General features: G+C 50.3%; 14 protein-coding genes. 10 read left to right on the forward strand and 4 right to left on the reverse strand.

The features are described 5' to 3' along the window. Positions 1-11: 11 nt before the first annotated feature. Complete coding sequence (locus tag L6H98_RS16670; RefSeq protein WP_236416785.1) at positions 12-2417, reverse strand: family 43 glycosylhydrolase; 2406 nt, start codon at positions 2415-2417, stop codon at positions 12-14. A 385-nt stretch (positions 2418-2802) separates the two neighbouring features. Here L6H98_RS16670 and L6H98_RS16675 point away from each other — a divergent pair, with 385 nt between their 5' ends. The 6 genes from L6H98_RS16675 to L6H98_RS16700 all read left to right on the forward strand — a co-directional run bounded on the left by L6H98_RS16675 (position 2803) and on the right by L6H98_RS16700 (position 13807). Next, positions 2803-6561 (forward strand): alpha-L-arabinofuranosidase C-terminal domain-containing protein, encoded by a 3759-nt coding sequence (locus L6H98_RS16675; RefSeq protein ID WP_236416786.1) that lies wholly within the window; start codon positions 2803-2805, stop codon positions 6559-6561. 169 nt (positions 6562-6730) lie between these two features. Continuing rightward, positions 6731-7636: an ABC transporter permease subunit gene (locus L6H98_RS16680; RefSeq protein ID WP_236416787.1), complete on the forward strand. Its 906-nt coding sequence runs from the start codon at positions 6731-6733 to the stop codon at positions 7634-7636. Positions 7637-7653: 17 nt separating this feature from the next. Beyond that, positions 7654-8544 (forward strand): carbohydrate ABC transporter permease, encoded by an 891-nt coding sequence (locus L6H98_RS16685; RefSeq protein WP_236416789.1) that lies wholly within the window; start codon positions 7654-7656, stop codon positions 8542-8544. Between the two features lie 77 nt (positions 8545-8621). Further along, positions 8622-10400 carry a histidine kinase gene (locus tag L6H98_RS16690; RefSeq protein ID WP_236416790.1) on the forward strand — a complete coding sequence of 593 codons (1779 nt, stop codon included), beginning with the start codon at positions 8622-8624 and terminating at the stop codon, positions 10398-10400. Then, the gene (locus L6H98_RS16695) at positions 10375-12030 is read left to right on the forward strand and encodes a response regulator (protein WP_236416791.1); all 1656 of its coding nucleotides are present in this window, start codon (positions 10375-10377) and stop codon (positions 12028-12030) included. The genes L6H98_RS16690 and L6H98_RS16695 overlap by 26 nt, the downstream gene beginning before the upstream one ends. Before the next feature lie 133 nt (positions 12031-12163). After that, the gene (locus L6H98_RS16700; protein WP_236416792.1) at positions 12164-13807 is read left to right on the forward strand and encodes an extracellular solute-binding protein; all 1644 of its coding nucleotides are present in this window, start codon (positions 12164-12166) and stop codon (positions 13805-13807) included. 71 nt (positions 13808-13878) lie between these two features. Here L6H98_RS16700 and L6H98_RS16705 read toward each other — a convergent pair whose 3' ends face one another. Beyond that, a complete protein-coding gene (locus L6H98_RS16705) occupies positions 13879-14007 on the reverse strand; it encodes a DUF4023 family protein (RefSeq protein ID WP_236416793.1) in 129 nt (42 codons plus the stop codon). 213 nt (positions 14008-14220) lie between these two features. On the opposite strand from L6H98_RS16705, the gene L6H98_RS16710 reads away from it, so the two are divergent. Then, entirely contained in the window at positions 14221-14979 is a 759-nt protein-coding gene (locus L6H98_RS16710; protein ID WP_236416794.1) for a TrmB family transcriptional regulator, read from the forward strand. A gap of 95 nt (positions 14980-15074) precedes the next feature. Continuing rightward, on the forward strand, positions 15075-16238 hold the full coding sequence (locus tag L6H98_RS16715) for an MFS transporter (protein ID WP_236416795.1): 1164 nt from the start codon (positions 15075-15077) through the stop codon (positions 16236-16238). Between the two features lie 121 nt (positions 16239-16359). Here the strand turns inward: L6H98_RS16715 and L6H98_RS16720 are convergent, their stop codons facing one another. Then, positions 16360-16962 (reverse strand): TetR/AcrR family transcriptional regulator, encoded by a 603-nt coding sequence (locus tag L6H98_RS16720; protein ID WP_236416796.1) that lies wholly within the window; start codon positions 16960-16962, stop codon positions 16360-16362. A 184-nt stretch (positions 16963-17146) separates the two neighbouring features. Here L6H98_RS16720 and L6H98_RS16725 point away from each other — a divergent pair, with 184 nt between their 5' ends. Then, positions 17147-17713: a hypothetical protein gene (locus tag L6H98_RS16725; protein WP_236416798.1), complete on the forward strand. Its 567-nt coding sequence runs from the start codon at positions 17147-17149 to the stop codon at positions 17711-17713. Continuing rightward, on the forward strand, positions 17710-18477 hold the full coding sequence (locus L6H98_RS16730; protein ID WP_236416799.1) for a GNAT family N-acetyltransferase: 768 nt from the start codon (positions 17710-17712) through the stop codon (positions 18475-18477). Before L6H98_RS16725 ends, L6H98_RS16730 begins: the two co-directional genes overlap by 4 nt. Here the strand turns inward: L6H98_RS16730 and L6H98_RS16735 are convergent. Then, a complete protein-coding gene (locus L6H98_RS16735) occupies positions 18474-19925 on the reverse strand; it encodes a glycoside hydrolase family 1 protein (RefSeq protein WP_236416801.1) in 1452 nt (483 codons plus the stop codon). The genes L6H98_RS16730 and L6H98_RS16735 overlap by 4 nt on opposite strands. Positions 19926-20027: the final 102 nt, after the last annotated feature.

Below are 20027 nucleotides of genomic sequence, written 5' to 3' on the forward strand. Positions count from 1 at the left end.
ATGCTTCCAGGTCAAGGCTTGGCAGCAGCCTGCGCCTTGATTTCTTTCTCCGTTAACGCTTTGTTATACACTTTGACCTGATCCAGAGATCCTTTGAAGTACGGATCTGCCTGATAACGGCTTTTGCCCAGGTAAGCTTCCGTCACGCGCAGCTGTTTCGGATTAAATGTAATCTCGGAGCTGCTGGCGACGAGTTGGCCATCCACGTACAGCTTGCCCGTATCTCCTTGCAGCGTTACCGTCACATGAACCCATTGGTTTGCCGGAAGCGCTTGATCCGCAATCAGGCTTTGGTCCCGGCCTTCGTCATGAATGGTGAATTGCAGCTTGCCATTATGCTGGGAAGGGGTGAGGAACATGTGCTGCGTCAACCCGCTGCCAAAGTCGAAAATGCGCTGCCAGGCGCCGCCGCTTTCCCAGTTCACCCAGGCGCTGAACGTAAAGTCCTCGGTATCGGTGATGATTCCCGGCAGATCGATGTAGCTGTCGGTGCCGTTGAATGCGGCAGCCTGGTTTTTGCGGCTCGCCGCCGAGCTTGTAACGTTATGAGCCTGACCGTGGTACCCGTTTTTGCTGATATCCTGAGCGATTTTATCCAGTTTCTTGTGATCGAATGCATATTCTGCGAGCAGAGGCCCTTTGACTTGTGCTGGCACGGTGATGTTAAAAACTTTGCTTGCCGACGCATCCCCGTTCTGAATCAGTGCGGTCAGTTTGACCTTGGCATCACCTTTGCCTGCTGCCGGACGTTTCACGGTACCCGTAGCAGACACAACGGAAGCGTTTGATGTTTTCCAAGTGATCGTCGTATTGTGTGTGCCTTTTACCGGAAGGTTCAGGTCAAAAAATACGTTTTTGGTATCGCCGAGATCGAGATCCGATTTGACCGCATTAACGATCTCCTCATTGTTCATGTCAGGGACTTTGCTGCCCCAGACCGCAACGCCGGTAGAAGAGAGGGCGCTGAACGTAAGGACCGTCTTCTCCGAACCTGCGTCCCATTCTTGCGTGAATACGCCTTCATAAGTTTGTCCGTTGGTTGTGAGGGTTACCTTGTTGTCTGCGCCGAGAGACCATGTGCCTGTGACAGCACCGGTTATTTTTCCGTCAGTCGTCAATTGCACGTTCTGGGAAGTTTTGATCGCAGCCGTGATCTCTTTCCCGTGATCCACCCATTTGTATTGTCCGGCAATCTTGTCGTTGCTCAATGACAGGGTTGCTTCCTGCGTCCCGGCATAACGATACGGGGAAACCACAGGCCATCCTTGGGAATTCATGTGCATCTCGTGCACCCGGACTTCATGCTCTTCGCCGCGACCCGGGAAGCGGGAGTGGAAGATCAGGAAGTGCTTGCCGGTTTCTTCGTCGTAATATGCGGAGTTATGTCCCGGCGAAACGTAGCCGATCCCTTGACCGGTGCCCGGGTCGCCAAGCTCTCTTTCGAACAGATAGTTGCCGACCAGTTTGACCGCATATGGCTCAATGGATCGATCGTCGAATAATGGTTTCTCTTTATCAGCTTTTACTTTGATCATATCGTTGCCTTCCGCATCGTAAAATGGCCCATCCGGTGTTTTGGAGCGTGCGATCCGGATGTTGTATCCGCCGTCCGCGCTTAGGCCGCCATAGGAAAGGAAAAGATAATAATAATCGGTTTCCGGGCTATATAACATATACGGAGCTTCAATCCGGCTGTGGTTGCCTCCCGTTAACTTTTTGCCGTATCCTTGCCCTGGGAGAGGTTTTCCGGTAGCTTCGTCCATTTCCAAAATAAAAATGCCGCCGGAATACGAGCCGTATACCATCCACAGCTTGCCGTCTTTGTCGTAAAAGACATCGGGGTCTACCACGTTCGGATGGATTGTGGCATCATATATGGTACCATCTTCGCTCGCTTCGCCCCACATGCCGGATTTCAGGATCAGTCCCTGATCCTTATAAGGGCCTTCGATGTTGTCGGCGACGGCTACACCCATGGCCGAACGAGGGGAATCTCCTTTGCATGCGTTATAATACATATAAAATTTGCCGTCCGACAACTGGATGACATCGGCCGCCCAGAGCGTATCGGACTGGGCCCACTCCAGCGCTTCGGCGAACTCCTTCGTGACGTTCGGAACGACAGGATTGCTGTCCGTAACCCCGGATGCAACCTCATCCCATTGGATCAAGTCTTTGGACTTGGCCACTTGCAGGTGAGAACCGAACACATAGTACGTATCGTCAACTTTGATCACGGAAGGGTCATGGACAGAGACATTACGGAATGCGGGTACCTGAGTTTCGCTGGTTTTGCTGGCAGCCTGCGAGGTTTGCTGGCTGGAAACCGGTGCCCCTTCTCCCAGTGCGGCAGCGGTGGACAAGGCAGGTGTGGCAAGTAATGCAGTGCTGAGTGCGACAGCCATATAACGTTTCATACGTTTCCCCTTTCTTGATGTGCAGTGGATAAAACCATTCGGCCGAACATGGCCAGAAATAAAATTTACGTGACTCCTCCTCCCAAAACTTGTTACTCAAGCGCTTTCATTCGTAGTGTACCAATTGATTTATATATTTGTAAATGATGAATTTTTTATAGCCTCAATCGAACCGGACGAAGGGTGATTTTCGAAATTCAAACGATTTCAGGGCGAAAACGACAAATTAAAGGCAATATTTGTGTTGAAAAACGATCCTGAAATGAGTAGTATAACTTGTGTGAAGGATATTTATATTTTTATTAATGATTTATGTTTATGTAAATTAAAAAAAGAAAAAGGATTCATTCATCCTTTCATTTGAGATCTGTACAGGAGGGCAATCATGAGCAATTACAAAGATCAGATCATTGCGCATTACAAGTTTGAGGACACGACGGGCATCGGCCAGGACAGCACATCCCGCGGGAATCACGCGGTACCTTCAGGCACCCACGAGCCGGCGCTTTCCGTAATCCAAGGGCGGACGGCGCTGTCCTTTGCGGGCGGCTCCAACGGTACGTCGTATTTGCAGCTGCCGCCCGATTTGCTTCGCGGTGTAAGCGATCACACCGGTTTGACCGTATCGGCATGGGTATACCTGGGCAGAGGCAGCAGCGTGTGGGAACGCCTGATCGATTTCGGCGGAGGAGATCAGCAGCCTTACCTGTTCCTCACCAGACAGATGCGCAGCGTGCTCAAGGCCGGCGACGAAATGATGATTCATCCGACCAAAGGGTTCGCCAACGGGGAATGGATGCATGTCGCCGTGTCGGTTACGGGTACGGAGGGCGGAACGCGAAGCCATGCCGGGGCGATCGTATACGTCAACGGGGAAATCGTGGCTAATGGCTCATTCAACCAAACCTCCAGCGGAAACTATGCCAAGTTAAGAAGCTGGTTTGAGACATTCTCGAATCCGGAATTCTACACGCAAAACTATATTGGCCGCTCCCAATTTGTCGATGATCCGGATTTGGAAGCAGCGATTTCCGATGTAAGGATTTACGAAGCAGGTTTGACCATGGATGAAGTCATCGAAGTGATGTGCGAATCGCTGACCGATGCGGAGATCGTGAAGCTGGCGGCAGAGAAATATCTGGTTTCACCCGCCAAAATCATCACCAATGACATTGCGCTCCCCGACTCGCTTCTGGGCGGGAAAGTACAGGTCGAATGGTCTTCGAGCAGACCTGAAGCCATAACGGGCCAAGGGAAGGTTCTTCCGATCGAGTCGGCTCACAGCGTCACGTTAAGCGCAGCATTGCGCACGGGCGAGCAGACATTGGAACGAAGCTTCGGCGTCTCGATCGTTCCGAAACATGTGCCGCCATACACGATTACGGTCCATGGGGATCAGAAGGTCGCCGATATTAGCGAAGTGATGTACGGTTTGTTTTACGAGGATATTAACAATGCCGCCGATGGCGGAATCTATGCGGAGCTTGTGCAAAACCGTTCATTCGAGTCGTTTGCATTCGATACCTATTCCTCCGCTTCCGGAGCATGTGGATGCTCAACCGGCCGCAATCGTGAGCCGTTGTTTGCATGGTCCGGAGATACCGACAAAATGATCATACAGAACAAAGGTGGATTAAACGAGCATTTTGGCGTCAAAGATCCCGAGGTCAACGCTTATTATGTGACGGTGCAGGGCGGTGCGGTCATTCGAAATCGCGGATTCGCGGATTCCAACCAGCATTGCGCCATGTCCATTCAAGCTGGGAAACAGTATGATTTCACCGTATGGGCCAAAGCTGAGGCTGCGGGACGGATCACCATCCAGCTGCAGGACGAAGCGGGGAATGCGGTGAGCGACGAGGTGTCCGTGCAGATCGAAGGTGGGAACAAGTGGAAGAAATATGGCGCCTCTTCCGATGCCGAACTGGTACTCACGGGCACGCAGAACGTATTGGGGCAGCTGGTTCTCACCTTCAGCGGCGATATTTCCGTCGACATGGTGTCCCTGATTCCGCGGGACGTGTGGGGGGAGGATCCCGATGAGCCAGGAATCTCCGCTTCGGCGCATGCCAATTACAAAGGGAACCCGAACTATAGACTGCGCAAAGATTTGGTGCAGGCACTCGTCGACATGCATCCCGCATTCCTGCGTTTCCCGGGCGGATGTATCTCCGAAGGTTCGTTTATTTGGGACAACGTGTACGACTGGAAAGATTCCGTCGGTCCGGTGGAGCTGCGGAAGGAAAATTACAATGTTTGGGGTTACATGATGACGATGGGCCTTGGCTATATGGAATATTTCCAATTGGCCGAAGACCTGAATGCCCTTCCGGTTCCGGTCATGGCATGCGGCGTTTTATGCCAGGCCCGTTCCGATTATGCCCATCCGGCAGGCGGCAAGCTGAGGGAATATTATATCAAAAACTTTACGGATTTGATCGATTTTGCGATCAGCACGGATATCGAGAACAACGAGTGGGCTGCAATTCGCAGCGAGATGGGGCACCCCGAGCCGTTTGATTTGCGTTATTTGGGCGTCGGGAACGAAAACTGGGGCACCGAGTTTTTTGCCAACTTCGAAGCGTTCAAGGCAGCGATCGACGACTACATGAAGCAGAACTACCCGGATCACGAACTGCACATCATTTCCACCGTCGGAGCTCAAGCCGATGACGATGCTTATCAGGAAGGATGGAAGTTCCTGAGCGGCAATCTGCAAGGATCGGCGCAAATCGCATTTGCGGACGGCAAGGAGATCATCGAAGAGAACGTCACGTGGTATAGCCGGCAAAGCAACTACATGGATACGATCGCCGACGAGCATTATTACCGTTCCAACGAATATTTGCTGAACAATGCCGACCGTTACAACTACTACAAGCGCGCCTATCATGAAGACGGCAGCATCAACTGGAAAGAAACGTCCAAGGTATTTGTGGGCGAGTATGCCTCCACGGACAAAAACACGCTGGCAGGTGCCGTGGCCGAGGCGGCCATCATCACCGGTTTCGAAAACAATGCCGACGTCGTGCGCATGGCCGCATACGCGCCGCTCTTCAACAAGGTGCTGACGGATGGAACATACCGCTGGACGCCGGACTGCATCTGGTTTGACGACGAGACGGTCTGGTTTACGCCGAATTACTACGTGCAGCAGCTGTTCGCCAAACATGTCGGGGAGCAAGTATTGGGAACGTCGTTCTCAACGTATAACAAAGGCAAAGAAGTGCAGCTCCAGCCGCGCGGCGGCATCGAGATCGCTGCCGGGAATGCAGACATCCTGGTGAAACGTGTCAAAGTGACGTCCAACGAGGATGGCCGCGTATTGTTCGAAGAACATTTTGCGGAATGCTCTGAACCAAGCCGGGCCTGGGAAGCGATTGCCGGATCGGCAGGATACAGCCTGCAGGCCGGAAAAGGACTGCTGCTCAAAGCGCAGGACAGCGGACTTAACGGTCTCGCGATCCTGAACGAGGAATGGACCAACTATACGCTTGAAGTGGAAGCCAGCAGACTTGCGGGCGAAGACGGCTTCTATGTAGGCGTCGGTCTGACGGACGCTTCTCCGGAACAGAAGGATGTCATCGAATACGCCATCGGATACGGCGGCAGCGCGACAGGTGTCAAAGTGTACAAACAAGGGATCGAAGGGTACACGCTGGGCGACTATTCTTCCAGTACGGCAGCCGGCAACCTCAGAGCGGCGAATTACGAACCGCTGGAAGACAACACAAACTATGTCATTACGGTCAATTATGGCGGAGAAACAGGCAAAAACCTGATCTGCTCGTATACGGATGGCTGTACAACAAGCAAAGTGCTCGACTACAAGCTTGAAGCCTATAACCGCGATGTGTTCCATTCCGTAACGCGTGATGCAAACCATGTCTACGTGAAACTGGTCAATGCCGACGGAATGGAGAAGGCGACCAAAGTGGTGCTTGAACATCTGGATGTCCAGGCATCGGCACGGTTAATCACCTTGAGCGGGGACGAAGAACTGGTGCATGTTCCGAATGTCAACCAAAAGAATGCGGAAAAAGTAGTTCCTCAAGAGAGCACCATCGAGCTTGACGGCGACTCCGTCGTTCTGCAATTGCCGGCCCAATCGGTCAGCGTATTGGTGCTTGATCGCAAGCTGTAATCGTTTCAATCGTTTCATAAGTTTGATGCAAAGGAACCGCGAATATCGCGGTTCCTTTGCGTTTTCACGACTCGAAGCGTGGTCAACAGAAGATACCCAAAGTCAACAGCCTCCACTACCTGTGGTTCCGGGTCTGCTCCTATAATTAGTGAGAAGGAGGAGACAGCATATGCGTTTGAATCACAAACAATGGGTACGTAACATCCCGCTTCATCTCATGATTCTGCCCGGATTGCTCATCATCATTGTATTCGGTTACATTCCGATGGCAGGACTCTCCATTGCCTTTCAAAACTTTTCTCCGATTGCCGGTTTCAAGAACATCAACTGGGTCGGAATGGACAATTTCAAGTACCTGCTCGATTTGCCCGGGTTTTGGCAGGTGGTTTGGAACACCGTGTTTATTTCCCTGATGAAAATCATTTCCGGCCTTGTCGTGCCGGTGCTCGTAGCTTTGCTCTTGAACGAAGTGCGCCGCAGCGGATTCAAGCGGACGATTCAGACCGTCATTTACATGCCTCACTTTTTCTCCTGGGTCATTTTGGCCGGCATCATTGTGGATGTGCTGTCCCCGAGCAGCGGGATCGTGAACATGTTGTTGAAGGCCATCGGCATGGAGCCGATACAGTTTCTGGCAAGCAATGACTGGTTCCCGTACATACTCGTCATCACGGATCAATGGAAAGAGTTCGGATTCGGAACGATCATCTACCTTGCGGCACTGACAAGCATCGACAAATCGTTATACGAAGCAGCCGTCATGGACGGGGCGGGCAGATGGAAGCAAACGTGGCACATTACGCTGCCCGGCATACGCCCAATCATCATTTTGATGGTTACGCTCAGTCTGGGGAACGTGCTCAATGGGGGATTCGACCAAGTATTCAACTTGTACAATCCGCTCGTTTATGAATCCGGAGACATTCTGGACACGATGATCTATCGCATCGGTTTGCAGGATGCGCAGTATTCGGTGTCCACCGCACTCGGACTAATCAAATCGGTGGTATCCTTCGTATTTATCGGACTTGGTTATTACCTTGCATACAGGTTCGCCAATTACCGGATCTTTTAGAAAGGGGGCAGAGCACCATGCACCATACGTCGAGAGCTTATCGTTGGTTTCTGGGATTCAACTATGTCATTCTGACCCTGCTTGCGCTGTTGTGCCTGTTTCCCATCGTAAACATATTGGCCATTTCCTTCAGTTCAAGTGATGCGGTCAAAGCAGGGGGCGTGACGTTTTGGCCGGTCGATTTCACCTTCTCATCGTATCAATACATTTTGGAGAACAAGCAGTTTCTGAATTCGTTCGGAACAAGTTTGCTTCGCGTCGTGCTCGGCGTGGCCATCAATCTGATTTTTACGGTGCTCGTGGCCTATCCGCTCTCCAAGGAGGCTGCCCGTTTTCGTTCGAGAACGGCGTATGCCTGGATCTTTGTATTTACGATGCTGTTCAGCGGCGGCTTGATTCCAGGGTATTTGGTCGTTAAGGAAACAAGGCTGCTGGACTCCATCTGGGCACTTATTCTGCCGGGAGCGGTTCCGATCTTCAACGTGCTGCTCATGCTCAATTTTTTCCGGGGATTGCCGAAGGAATTGGAGGAAGCCTCGTGGATGGATGGCGCAGGCCACTTCCGAACGCTGTGGAGCATATACTTGCCCATCTCGCTTCCAAGCATCGCGACCATTACGCTGTTTGCGATGGTAGGGCATTGGAATGCCTGGTTTGACGGCATGATCTACATGAAAAATCCTGAGCATTATCCGCTCGCCACCTATTTGCAATCCATGCTGCAGCAGGTGACGATGATTCAAACCGATTCGATGACGCTGGAGGATGCCACGCTGCTGAGCCAGGTATCGGACAGGACTACGCAGGCGTCCCAGATTTTCTTATCCGTTATTCCGATTTTGCTCGTGTATCCGTTCTTGCAAAGGTATTTCGTGCATGGACTTGTTGTCGGCAGCGTGAAGGGATAAGATCGGGAAGAGGAGAAGCACAGGAAGGAGCCGATACCCGGCTCCTTTTTGGTCCTTGGAGGGGGGCTCATGAACATATGAGGCATTTTTGGGGAAACTGGCGGAGCCGGTCCATCGTGGTAAAGCTGATGATTGCTTTTGTGCTTGTCATGCTTCCGCTGTATGTGATTAGCATGGTGATTACGTACAGCAGCTCCAAACAGATGCAGTCCGAGGTGGAAACGGCACATGAATCCAAACTTCATTTCTACCACAATCATCTGCAATTCGAATTGGAGCGGATGAGCGACCTGATCAACGAATTTTCATTTGACGAACAAATGTCCACATTAAGCACGAGAGCGGCCATTATGAGCGGATACGAAGTAACGGCGAGCTTAAACAACATTCATCAAAAACTGAAACAGATTATGGTCACGAGTCCTTACATCAACGATGTGGTGTATTATGTGCCAGGCCTCCACAAACGAGTCAGCGCGGTTGACGGAATCCGCAGCGTGGAGGATGAAGAATGGAAGGAGCTTTTGGCAACGATGGGCAACTTGAACGGCGAGCTCTCTTCCTGGAATGACGATCTTTACTTTCTCAAAAGCAATCCCTATAACATGAATCATGAGGAAGCGCCCAACTTTATTTTAGGAATACGTTTGTCTGCCGATGAATTCAAGCATAGACTGCAGCAGCTGTCCGATAGTGGCGGAAGCGAGCTTACGTTAAGCTTTGGCCAAGGACGGGACATGTTTATTTCTTCTGCGGATGATGCGATCGACGCTTTGGGAGTCCATTGGCCGGACGAGCTGCCGGTTCAGGATTCACCGCTGGTGACGAGGTCTGCGGCAGGTGACATGCTGCATTATACGCTGTATGATGCGGAGCATTATTTTGCATTAACCTCAAGCATTGCCGAATCGGTGCTCGAAGCCCCGCTTGAACAATACAAACTCTGGTTGTGGGTGACAACCTTGATTTCCATTGTCATTATTATCGCGTTCTCGCTGTCCATCTACAAATCGATTCATAAACCGTTGTCTGCGCTGGTCAAAGGGTTCAGGATGGCAGAGCAAGGACAAACCGACGTGCGCATTCCGCACTCCCGCAGAGATGAATTCGGTTATTTATACTCCCGCTTCAACCATATGATAGAGCGCTTACATGCTTTGATTGAAGAAAATTATGTAGCGCGAATTCGGACAAGCGAGGCCGAGCTGAAGCACCTTCAGTCCCAGATCCAGCCTCATTTTCTGTACAACAGCTTGTTTAGCATCAAACAGATGGCCGAGGTGGAAAACGTGGAGCTCATTCAGGAGTTCACGGATTATTTGGGGCAATACTTCCGTTATATGTCGCGGGATTCGCAAACCGAGGTTTCGTTAAAAGAGGAAATTCAACATGCGCAGATTTACGCAGCGATTCAGAAGATCCGATTTGGTCCGCGAGTGCAATTGCAAATGGAAGAAATGAATCTCGAATATGGAAAAATCGCGGTCCCCAGGGTTACGATCCAACCTATTGTCGAAAACGTCTTTGAACATGCATTGTCGAAACGCAGCCGTGGCGGCATCTTGAAAATGTCTTACCTGACCTCGCCGGACAAGCTGTCCATCCTCATTGAAGACGACGGGGACGATTTGAGCGAAGTGGCCATGGATCGGCTGCGGCTGTCGCTGCAGCACATCGCGGCGAGGCATGATGAAGGAGAAATAACGGGGTTGCTCAATGTCAATCAACGACTGCGAATCAGGTTTGGACCGGAATACGGGCTGGCAGCCGAGCGCAGTGACCTTGGCGGATTACGCATCATTATAAGCGTTCCATGGAAAGGAGAGAATCATGATGCAGCGCATGCTGATCGTTGATGATGAACCTGTCATATTGGATGGACTTTATGCTTATTTTCAGAAAGCCGAGTTTCAGGATATGGAAATTATTAAAGCGTACTCTGCTCTGGAAGCGATTGAATGGTTAAATACGGTGAAGATCGACCTGGTACTGAGTGACATATGTATGCCAGGCATGGACGGAATGGAGCTGATCGAACAAATCATGGACCGCTGGCCGAGATGCAAAATACTGCTGCTGACCGGCCATAACGAGTTCGACTACGCCCATCAAGCTATTCGCAATCCTTGTGTTGTCGATTATTTGCTCAAGACAGAGGGCATGGCGCAGATCCGTGCCGCCGTGGAGCACGCCCTGCAATTGATCGCTGAAGAGAACGATTTCCGTTACCAGAATGCCTGGTTCCGCAGCAAGCTGCCCCGTGCACTGCCTCAGCTGCAGCGTCAGCTGCTGGTCGACGTCATCAAAAGAACCGGGCGGCAAGACGCTGCGCTGCAGGAGGAGTTCGATGCCGTTCAGCTTCCGTTCAGGTCGGATGAACCAGTCGTCCCCGTGATCATCCGCGTGGAACAGTGGAATACGTATCAAACCCAGACAGACCGCGGTCTAATTCGATATGCGGTAGCCAATGTCGCCGAGGAGCTGCTGATGGATAAATCGGTGGTCAAAGCCGTTGAGCTTGATTACCAATGCATCGTTTGCCTTGTGCAGCCACCGGCGCAGCAGCCCGCTGTGCCAAATGGGCAGATGCTGCGCGAGCGAACCCTGCGTTTCGTCAACGGCACGTTGGAATCGGTGCAGCAATCCTGCGCGGATTGCCTGAAATTGTCCGTTTCCATTATGGTGAGCGAGCAGGAAGTGGAGTGGTCCGAACTTCATCAGGCGATTCTTCAATTAAGGCTTTCCATCCATGAAAGCCCAGGCTTCGGTATGGAGAAGCTGCTTCGTGTCGATGTAGCGCAGCAGCTGAGCCAAACGCAAAACCTGTTGAACCAGCAAGCCGTGACGGCATTGCAGTTGGAACAGACGAGCCAACGGATTGCGAGCGGAGACAGAGAGTGGGCGGCATCGTTTCACAAATGGGTGGATTCGGCCAAAGACGGTATCCAGGATCCGTTCTACCGTTTGAAGGTTTACACGGAAGCGGCGCATCGGCTGCTTGATCTGCTGCATGATTTGGGACTGCATGACTCTGCCTTGCAGGAGATCTCGCTGTCCCGTATGCTGGATTTCAATATAGATACGCCATGGCCGGAGTTGGTGGCCTTCTATGAGTCTGCCTTCGAATGGATCATTTCCAAACGAGTCGATACACGCGTGAATGATCAATCGCAAATTTTGAATACGATTCATCATTATATCCGGCTTCATTTGGAGCACGATCTTTCTTTAACCCGGATTGCCCAAGAGGTTTCGCTTAACCCGTCATATCTTTCCCGTTGGTACAAACGCGTGACAGGAAAGGGGATTTCCGATTACATTCATGAACGGAGAATCGAACGAAGCAAAGAGCTGCTGCTCGGTTCGGCCTGCAAAATGCATGAAATCTCCGCCAAGGTCGGCTTTAGCGACCAGCATTATTTTTACCGTTTTTTCAAAAAAGCCGTCGGCTGCACCCCGCAGGAGTATCGGGACCAAAAAGCATAACGAAAGATAGCAGGCTCAGTCTGAAATGGTCAATCAAAGATACCAGATGTCAACGCTGCCCACTCGAACTGACAGCGCTTTCTTAATACAATGAACACATACCTCGGGAGAGGACACACAAAGGGGGATATGCATGAACAAGTCTTTGAAGAAACTATCGCTATTGACGTTATCCATGCTTCTGGCCACTACGCTTGCTGCCTGTTCATCGGGTGCGGGGTCGGCGGAAAATGAAACGGGACAAAGCACACCGCAGGATGCCGGCGGACCGCTGACCAAATACGATCCACCCATCAAGCTAACCTCTACGATGAACGAAACGGGAAAAGAATCGCTGGCCGAAGGAGATACGCATACCGACAACATTTGGATCAGGGGCTACAAGGATGAGCTCGGCATCGAGGTGTCCTACGACTGGATCGTGCCGGATGCCAACTATAACGACAAAATGAACGTGACGTTGGCCAGCGGCGATCTGCCTGACGTATTGAAAGTCAGCGCGGTTCAGTTCGAGCAGCTGTACGAAGCGGGCATGCTGGAAGATTTGACGGAAGTGTACGACAAGTATGCATCCGACTTGGTGAAAGAGTTTATGTCTGCGGAAGATGGAGCTGGACTCAAGCCTGTAACCAAAGACGGCAAAATTTACGCCATGGTCAGCTTCCCGGGTTCCCTGGACTCGTCGGACATGATCTGGATTCGCCAGGATTGGCTCAAAAAGGTCGGGCTTGAAGCACCGAAATCGATGCAGGATGTCATCAAAATCGCCGAAGCCTTTACTTTTGAAGATCCGGACGGAAATGGAAAAAACGACACTTACGGCATTGCGCTGAACAAGGATTTGCCGATCAACGGTTTCCTGCTCGGTTACCACGGTTATCTGGAAACCTGGATCAAGGATTCGTCCGGACAGGTCGTTAACGGAACGATTCAGCCGGAAGTCAAGGCAGGTCTGGCCGAGCTGCAAAACCTGTACAAAAAAGGCGTGATCGATCCGGAGTTCGGGGTTAAAGATTTCGCCAAAATGATGGAAGACGTCAACGCGGGCAAAGCCGGCATGTTTTTCCTGCCGCAGTGGGCGCCATTCCAAGTAAGCAGCATGATCAAAAAGGATCAAAACGTCGATTGGATGCCGTATCCGGTACAATCGATCGACGACCAACCGGCAAAAACGCAAAACCATCTAAGCTTGGGCGGCATCTTTGCCGTGCGTAAAGGGTACGAACACCCTGAAGCACTGGTGAAGCTGCTCAACTTCCAGGCTGAAAAAATGTTCGGCGAGTCGGCCGAGAAGGAACGGGCAGCGTACTTGAACGGGCTAACGGGTCTGGGCTTCCATAATGCGACCGTATCCAATCTGCCTGCCAACAAAAACGTCGTAGCCCAGGATGAAGTCGAAAAAGCGATTGAAACGGGCGACACGTCCGGTCTTGGACTGGAAGCGAAGTTGTTCTATGACGACATTATGGATTACCGGAACGGCAATCTCGACAAATGGCATATGGAACGCATTTTTGGACCGGAAAGCTCTCAGGGCGTCATCAAATATTATCGGGATAACGACCTGATCGTCATGAACGAATTCATCTACGCGCCAACCAAAACGATGAATACCAAATCCGCGACGCTGGATAAACTGCGGGCCGAGACGTTCCTGAAAATCATTTACGGCAACTTGTCCATCGATGAGTTCGACAATTTCGTGGCGAACTGGAAAAAGCTCGGCGGGGATCAAATCACGCAGGAAGTGAACGAAGTCATCAATGCGAGCAAATAACAAATGGATCGGGAAAAAGGGGCGCCGCGACTTGCGGAGCCTCCTTTTTTTGAGGCTAAGAAAAGAAAGGCCTACTTGTTCGTGGCATGCTGCTTGGAGGGAAGCTTGTCTCCTGGCGTACCTTTGCCGTTATTTTTGTTGCGGCGGGCTTTTTCCTGGTTTTCATTTACTTTTTGCACGAATTCCCGGGTGCTTTCCATGTGCAGGTTCAGCTCCTTTGGCATGTTGTATTGGCGTAGGTGTAACAGGATTTTAATATAACCTGATCATGTTCATTCTATGAGAAGATCGAACGTTTTCATGCGGATGAGGAGCAAACACAGACCCTGGGAAACGGCGAAACTGGACTTTCATGGACAGGCCGTCTACACTGGATGTACCGAGTTATATAAAAGGGAGTGCCCATAAATACGATGCTGCAAAAATTCGGTTTTACCCAGTACGAAAGCCAGGTCTATGAAGCGATCATGGCTCGCGAAGAACCGCTCGACGCAACAACGATCGTCAACTATTCAAACGTGCCCAAGGCCAAAATTTACGAAGTGCTGAATCGGCTGATCGACAAAGGCGCGGTTCTGACCACGATGCATGGCAAGAAAAAATTGTATATGGCCGTTGATTTGCAATCCATCATCCTTAAACTCAAGACCGATTTCGAGAAGGACCTGGAGGAATTGAAAAGCTATCACATCAAACGCAGTTTTGACGACGAGCACATTTGGACATTGAAAGACGAAAGCGCCATTGCTTCCCAAATCGAACAGCTCATGATCGAAGCGGAATCGTCGATTATTTTTCTCGCTTGGAACGAGCATATGGAAAAGTACAAATCACTGTTGGAACAGAAAGAAGCTCAGGGGCTTCATGTTGAAGTGCTGGCCGTTGGCGGGTTGCAAACGACGCTGGCGAACCGCTATTCCCTGATTCATACCTTGGAAGGGAACAGGCTTGAGCCATTGCAGCTGCTGATCGTGGACGAAACGTATTTACTCTTTGCGGGCATGGAGCATGATGCGTGGAAAGCGATCAAAACGATGTCCAAGCCGATTGTCAAAGCGCTGACCGATTATTTCTATCATGACGTTGCGCTGGCGCAAATCACCAAAAAATACGGCGAACAATTGCTTCAGGATGAAGAAATATCCAAGCTGCTTGCACGTCTCATTTACTGAAAAGTTATTCCGCACAGGAATAGCTTTTTTTAGTTGTTGAAATCCTCCGGATGTTGGGTTACTATCGTAGTTGTAACTTTATAGGGGGAATCGTTTTGAATAAAAAAGTATACGTTCTGGCCATTGCGGCGTTTGTGGTGGGAACCGTTGAACTCATTTTGGGCGGAATTTTGGATTTGATCGCTGAGGATCTTCATATTACGCTTACGAAAGCAGGATACTTCATCTCGATGTTTTCGCTGGTGTATGCAATCTCGGCTCCGATCTTGCTTAACGTAACAGCAAAATACGAGCGTAAAAAGGTCTACATGTGGAGTTTGTTCATGTTTATGATCAGCAATGTGATCTCGGGGCTCAGCCACAGCTTTGGGATGCTCATGTTGGGCAGGGCGCTTGGCGCAGCTACGGGATCGCTTATTTTTGTATTGTCGCTGACAATGGCGGCACGCATCGTCAAACCTGAATACAAAGGGCGTGCAGTAGGGACGATTACGATGGGGGGAAGTGCTTCTCTGATTGTAGGCGTGCCTTTGGGCATATTTATCGGCAATGCGGCGGGGTGGCGTGAAGTGTTTCTGCTTATTGCGGTGCTGACAGGAATAGTTATGGTTGCGGTGGGATTCACGATGGGGAGGATGCAGCCGGTTCCGGCCGTGCCGCTCCGAAAACAGTTTACTGCACTGATGAATCCCCAAATGGCCGCGATTCATCTGACCACCTTGCTGGTGCTCGCCGGGCACTTGACGATGTATGCGTACTTTACGCCGTTTCTACAGGAAACGATCGGTGCGAGTTCAACGATGGTGACGTGGGTTTACGTCATGTTCGGCATTGCAGCCGTTGCCGGCGGCGGCATGGGCGGTGCGCTAAGCGACCGTATTCATCCTGCTAAAGCCATTGTTGGCGTGCTTATTCCTTTTATGGCAAGCATGGCGATTGTGCCGTTTAGCGGAGAGATGCCGCTGATTCTTTGTATGCTGCTCCTCGGCGTATGGGGGGCGTTAAGCTGGACGGTTACGCCTGTGCAGAACAGCTTGATCATCAAATCCGCGCCGGCAGAAGCCGAAACGCTGATCAGCACCAACTCGGGCATTGCGCATGCAGGGATTGCGCTCGGAACCTTTATCGGCGGCCAGGTGATTGAGCGTTCATCGGTCGTTTATACAGGATGGGTGGGAGCGGTGCTCGTACTTCTGGGATTGCTCACCGCCCTGTATGCGATAAGAAGGAGAGAGCAGACTGTCCGGACCGTATCTTGAAAAGTACCCATAAGAGGACAACTTTCCGCTGGCGGATGGTTGTCCACAGGCTGCCCGAGACAAGTCTCCGGCAGCTTATTTGCCGTTATGATTGAATTTAAGCGGTATTTCCCCGTCCCATTCAGTTTGGCTTCTGGTTCTCCCCGACCAATCCATAAAAAAACAACTCCAATAATTGATCTATGCTCCACGGTATTCGTTCTTGACTCGACGCTTCCCAATACCGGCCAAGTTCATTTTTGTACATCGTGAAGTACAGCATGATCAGTTCTTCGGATTGATCTTTACGAATGAACCCCTCCTCTTTGCCAACCGCCACAAACCTCATAAAAAATTGCATGATATTCTGCTCGTAATGGCTTTCAAGCATAGACATCCATCCGTTCATCTCGGATGATGGAGAGTTTTGGAGATTGTTGGATAGTATTTTTAAATTTTTGGTCTCCAGCAGCATGATTTCCTTCGTCTTTTCAGGGAAGGAACGCACCGAATCAAGAATACTCCAATAGTGCGCCAACTGCTTGTCCATCCAATTCATAAACATGTCGGCATACAGCTTTTCCTTTGTTTCAAAGTAGTTGTAGATGGTGGCAGGAGAAACCTTCGCATTTTTGGCGATTTCATTCACGCTTACCTTATGAAAACCATATTTCGAGAACAATTCAAATGAGGAGTTATAGATCTGCTCCATCTTGTTCTGTTTCCGTCGTTCGAATCCGTTCATATTTATTCACCTCACATATAGTGTAGTTCAAGTTTTAGAGTGTTTCAATATAACAAGTATAAAACTGTTGAAATTTTATTTTGTAGTATTTATAATAATTTTGTAGTAATTGAGTATATTTAGTATATATCTTTTCTTGAACTGATATTTGCTAAACAACAATTTAGGGTAGGAGCGTGCTTACATGAAACAAATTCGGATTCCTTCATTTTTGCATGATGTGTTCGGTTACAGACAGAGTATCGGATCTCTTATGGCCATACTGCTTTTCGGGGGGATGTTGACAGCCGCATTATATTGGGTTTTCCCTGAACTTACAGACAACTTGCCGGTTTGGCGAGGTTTTTTGGCATTATTGTTGATTTTCGATATATTTTCAGGATGTATAGCCAATTTTACGGCTTCAACCAGCAACTTCTATGCCGAACGTAAAACAAACCGAATCGTATTCATCGCGATCCACGTCCATATCGTTCTTGTGGCGCTTCTCCTTCAGACAGATATTGGGTATTCGATCGGGGTATGGGCTTATACGATTTTCGGAGCTTTTATTGTAAATGCTCTGATTGGCAAGCCTTCGCAACGGTTCATTGCAGGCCTGCTGCTCTCTGTTGGTCTTGGCTGGATACCTATGCTGTCTGATATGCAGCCCTATATGCTGATTGTTTGCTTGTTGTTTTTGCTTAAAGTGTTGTTCAGTTTTGCCGTTGATCATTATGCGACCAACAGCAGCGCAGGTAAGCAAGCATGAATGTCTCGTATCGAATACACAAGCTGACAAAGTCGGATAAATCCTCGTTTGTATCTCTTATGGGCAGAGCATTTGCCAGAGATCCCTTATTCCTTCATTTATTCGGCGATTCCGATCTCGATCGAAGAGCGGAAAATGACGTGGCGGCTTTTATATCCTTTATGTTTGATAAAAGCTTTATGTTTGATGAAGAGGTATGGGGATATTATGAAAATGGAAATTTGCTCGGCGCATACATTGTTGAGAAACCACAGTCTGGCCAATTTCGGAATATGAGAGGAGGGCTATGGTTGATCGGGAGGTTGATTGCGTTGTTTTTCCAACTGTCCGGAAAGACTCTGGGTTTCCTTAATTCCTATATGCGGGTGACAAGATCCGCTGCTCCGCCTGTGGCGCATCACTATCTCATCATGATCGGGGTAAAGCAGGAGGCCCGGGGCAGGGGGATTGGTAAAGCCCTGCTGCAACATCTGTTACACAGTGGCCATTCGGACCGGAACTCGGAGGGAATTGCGCTGGATACGGAAAATCCGGAAAATGTGGGATTATACCAGAGTTTCGGTTTTGCACTAACCGAAGAAACGCAAATCGGCAAGATGCCTGTGTACTGCATGTTCAATCCGAAAAAAACGATTCAAAAATTCCGTGAAAGTCGACAGCCTTGCAGAACCCGAAAAACTGGCGATCCGTTTGGATCGCCCAGGCAACGAGAGGAGAGGGATAACCTCTCCTTTTTTATATGGAAGTTCACCCTACGACATTAAGCTTTCAGGCTTTTGCCGTTTGTTGCAATGACTTCTTTGTACCAGTTGAACGATTTCTTTTTGTAACGTTCCAGTGTGCCGGAGCCATCGTCATGACGGTCTACGTAGATGAAGCCGTAGCGTTTTTTCAGCTGCGCCGTCGATGCGCTGACGAGGTCGATGCAGCCCCATGTCGTATAGCCCATGACTTCGACGCCGTCTTCGATCGCTTCGCCGACCTGCACGAGGTGATCGTTCAGGTAGTTAATGCGGTAGTCGTCTTCGACGGTTTTTTCGCCCTTGTCGTTCACGATCAGCTCGTCCACCGCGCCAAGGCCGTTTTCTACGATGAACAGCGGTTTCTGGTATCTGTCCCAGAACGAGTTCAGCACGTAGCGCAGGCCTTGCGGGTCAATCTGCCAGCCCCATTCGCTTGCCTGCAGGTGAGGGTTCGGCACGCCGCCAAGCAGGTTGCCTTCGCCTTTGATTTTTTTCGCAGGATCGGCCGTCTCGCAGATGCTCATGTAATAGCTGAAAGAAATGAAATCGACCGTATGTTTCAGCGCTTCCTCGTCCCCTGGCTCGAAATGGATCTGGATGCCGTTTTCACGCAGGTAACGCTTCATGTACCCCGGATATTGGCCACGAACGTGGATGTCGGCGAACGCCATGTTTTTGTGGTCAGACTCCATCGCTTGAATGACATCGTCCGGGCTTGGAGTCAGCGGGTAGATCGGCATGCTGAGCACCATGCAGCCGATCTTGAATTCAGGATTGATCTCATGACCGATTTTGACCGTTTTCGCGCTGGCTACCAGCTCGTGGTGGATTGCTTGGTAAAGGTCCTGTTTGCTCAGCTGCTTCTTCGGTGTAGAGATGCCTCCGCTCATGAACGGCGCTTCGAGAATCGAGTTGATCTCGTTGAACGTCAGCCAGTATTTGACCTTGTCCTTGTAACGCTTGAATACCGTCGTTGCATAGTTCACGTAGAAGTCGACCATTTTGCGGTTGACCCAGCCGTCGTACTCGCGGGACAGGTGCAGCGGCGTCTCGTAGTGGGAGATCGTGACCAGCGGCTCGATGCCGTATTTATGGCACTCGTCGAACAGGTCGTCGTAGAATTTCAGGCCTGCTTCGTTCGGCTCGGTCTCGTCGCCTTTAGGGAAAATGCGGGACCAGGCGATGGAAGTACGGAACACTTTGAAGCCCATCTCGGCGAACAGCTTCACGTCTTCTTTATAACGGTTATAGAAATCGATGCCGATCAGCTTCATATTGTCTTCTGTCGGCGTCTCCGTGATCACCGGGTCGCCATCGTGCGCCCCGATGCCGCCTTTTGGCGTGACGTCCTGGATGGACCAGCCTTTACCGTCTTGTTCGTAAGCGCCTTCGAGCTGGTTCGCCGCTACCGCGCCGCCCCACAAAAAGTTTTCGGGAAAGTTGTATGTTTTGTTTTGCGAGTTGCTCATCAATATCTCTCCATTTCGTCATGAAGTCATCTTGGTGCAAATCACTGCACAAAAAAAGCTTAAACGTTGTAACGGGTTCCACGTCAAGTTTTACTTTTACTT

The organism is Paenibacillus sp. JJ-223 (genome assembly GCF_927798175.1).
GTDB lineage: Bacteria > Bacillota > Bacilli > Paenibacillales > Paenibacillaceae > Paenibacillus > Paenibacillus hubeiensis.

Coding starts and splice junctions, on each gene's coding strand:
- L6H98_RS16705 (WP_236416793.1), bottom strand. CDS start 14,007: ATGGAAAGCACCCGGGAATTCGTGCAAAAAGTAAATGAAAACCAGGAA.
- L6H98_RS16735 (WP_236416801.1), bottom strand. CDS start 19,925: ATGAGCAACTCGCAAAACAAAACATACAACTTTCCCGAAAACTTTTTG.
- L6H98_RS16685 (WP_236416789.1), top strand. CDS start 7,654: ATGCACCATACGTCGAGAGCTTATCGTTGGTTTCTGGGATTCAACTAT.
- L6H98_RS16720 (WP_236416796.1), bottom strand. CDS start 16,962: ATGAACGGATTCGAACGACGGAAACAGAACAAGATGGAGCAGATCTAT.
- L6H98_RS16725 (WP_236416798.1), top strand. CDS start 17,147: ATGAAACAAATTCGGATTCCTTCATTTTTGCATGATGTGTTCGGTTAC.
- L6H98_RS16700 (WP_236416792.1), top strand. CDS start 12,164: ATGAACAAGTCTTTGAAGAAACTATCGCTATTGACGTTATCCATGCTT.
- L6H98_RS16695 (WP_236416791.1), top strand. CDS start 10,375: ATGATGCAGCGCATGCTGATCGTTGATGATGAACCTGTCATATTGGAT.
- L6H98_RS16730 (WP_236416799.1), top strand. CDS start 17,710: ATGAATGTCTCGTATCGAATACACAAGCTGACAAAGTCGGATAAATCC.
- L6H98_RS16675 (WP_236416786.1), top strand. CDS start 2,803: ATGAGCAATTACAAAGATCAGATCATTGCGCATTACAAGTTTGAGGAC.
- L6H98_RS16680 (WP_236416787.1), top strand. CDS start 6,731: ATGCGTTTGAATCACAAACAATGGGTACGTAACATCCCGCTTCATCTC.
- L6H98_RS16670 (WP_236416785.1), bottom strand. CDS start 2,417: ATGAAACGTTATATGGCTGTCGCACTCAGCACTGCATTACTTGCCACA.
- L6H98_RS16710 (WP_236416794.1), top strand. CDS start 14,221: ATGCTGCAAAAATTCGGTTTTACCCAGTACGAAAGCCAGGTCTATGAA.
- L6H98_RS16690 (WP_236416790.1), top strand. CDS start 8,622: ATGAGGCATTTTTGGGGAAACTGGCGGAGCCGGTCCATCGTGGTAAAG.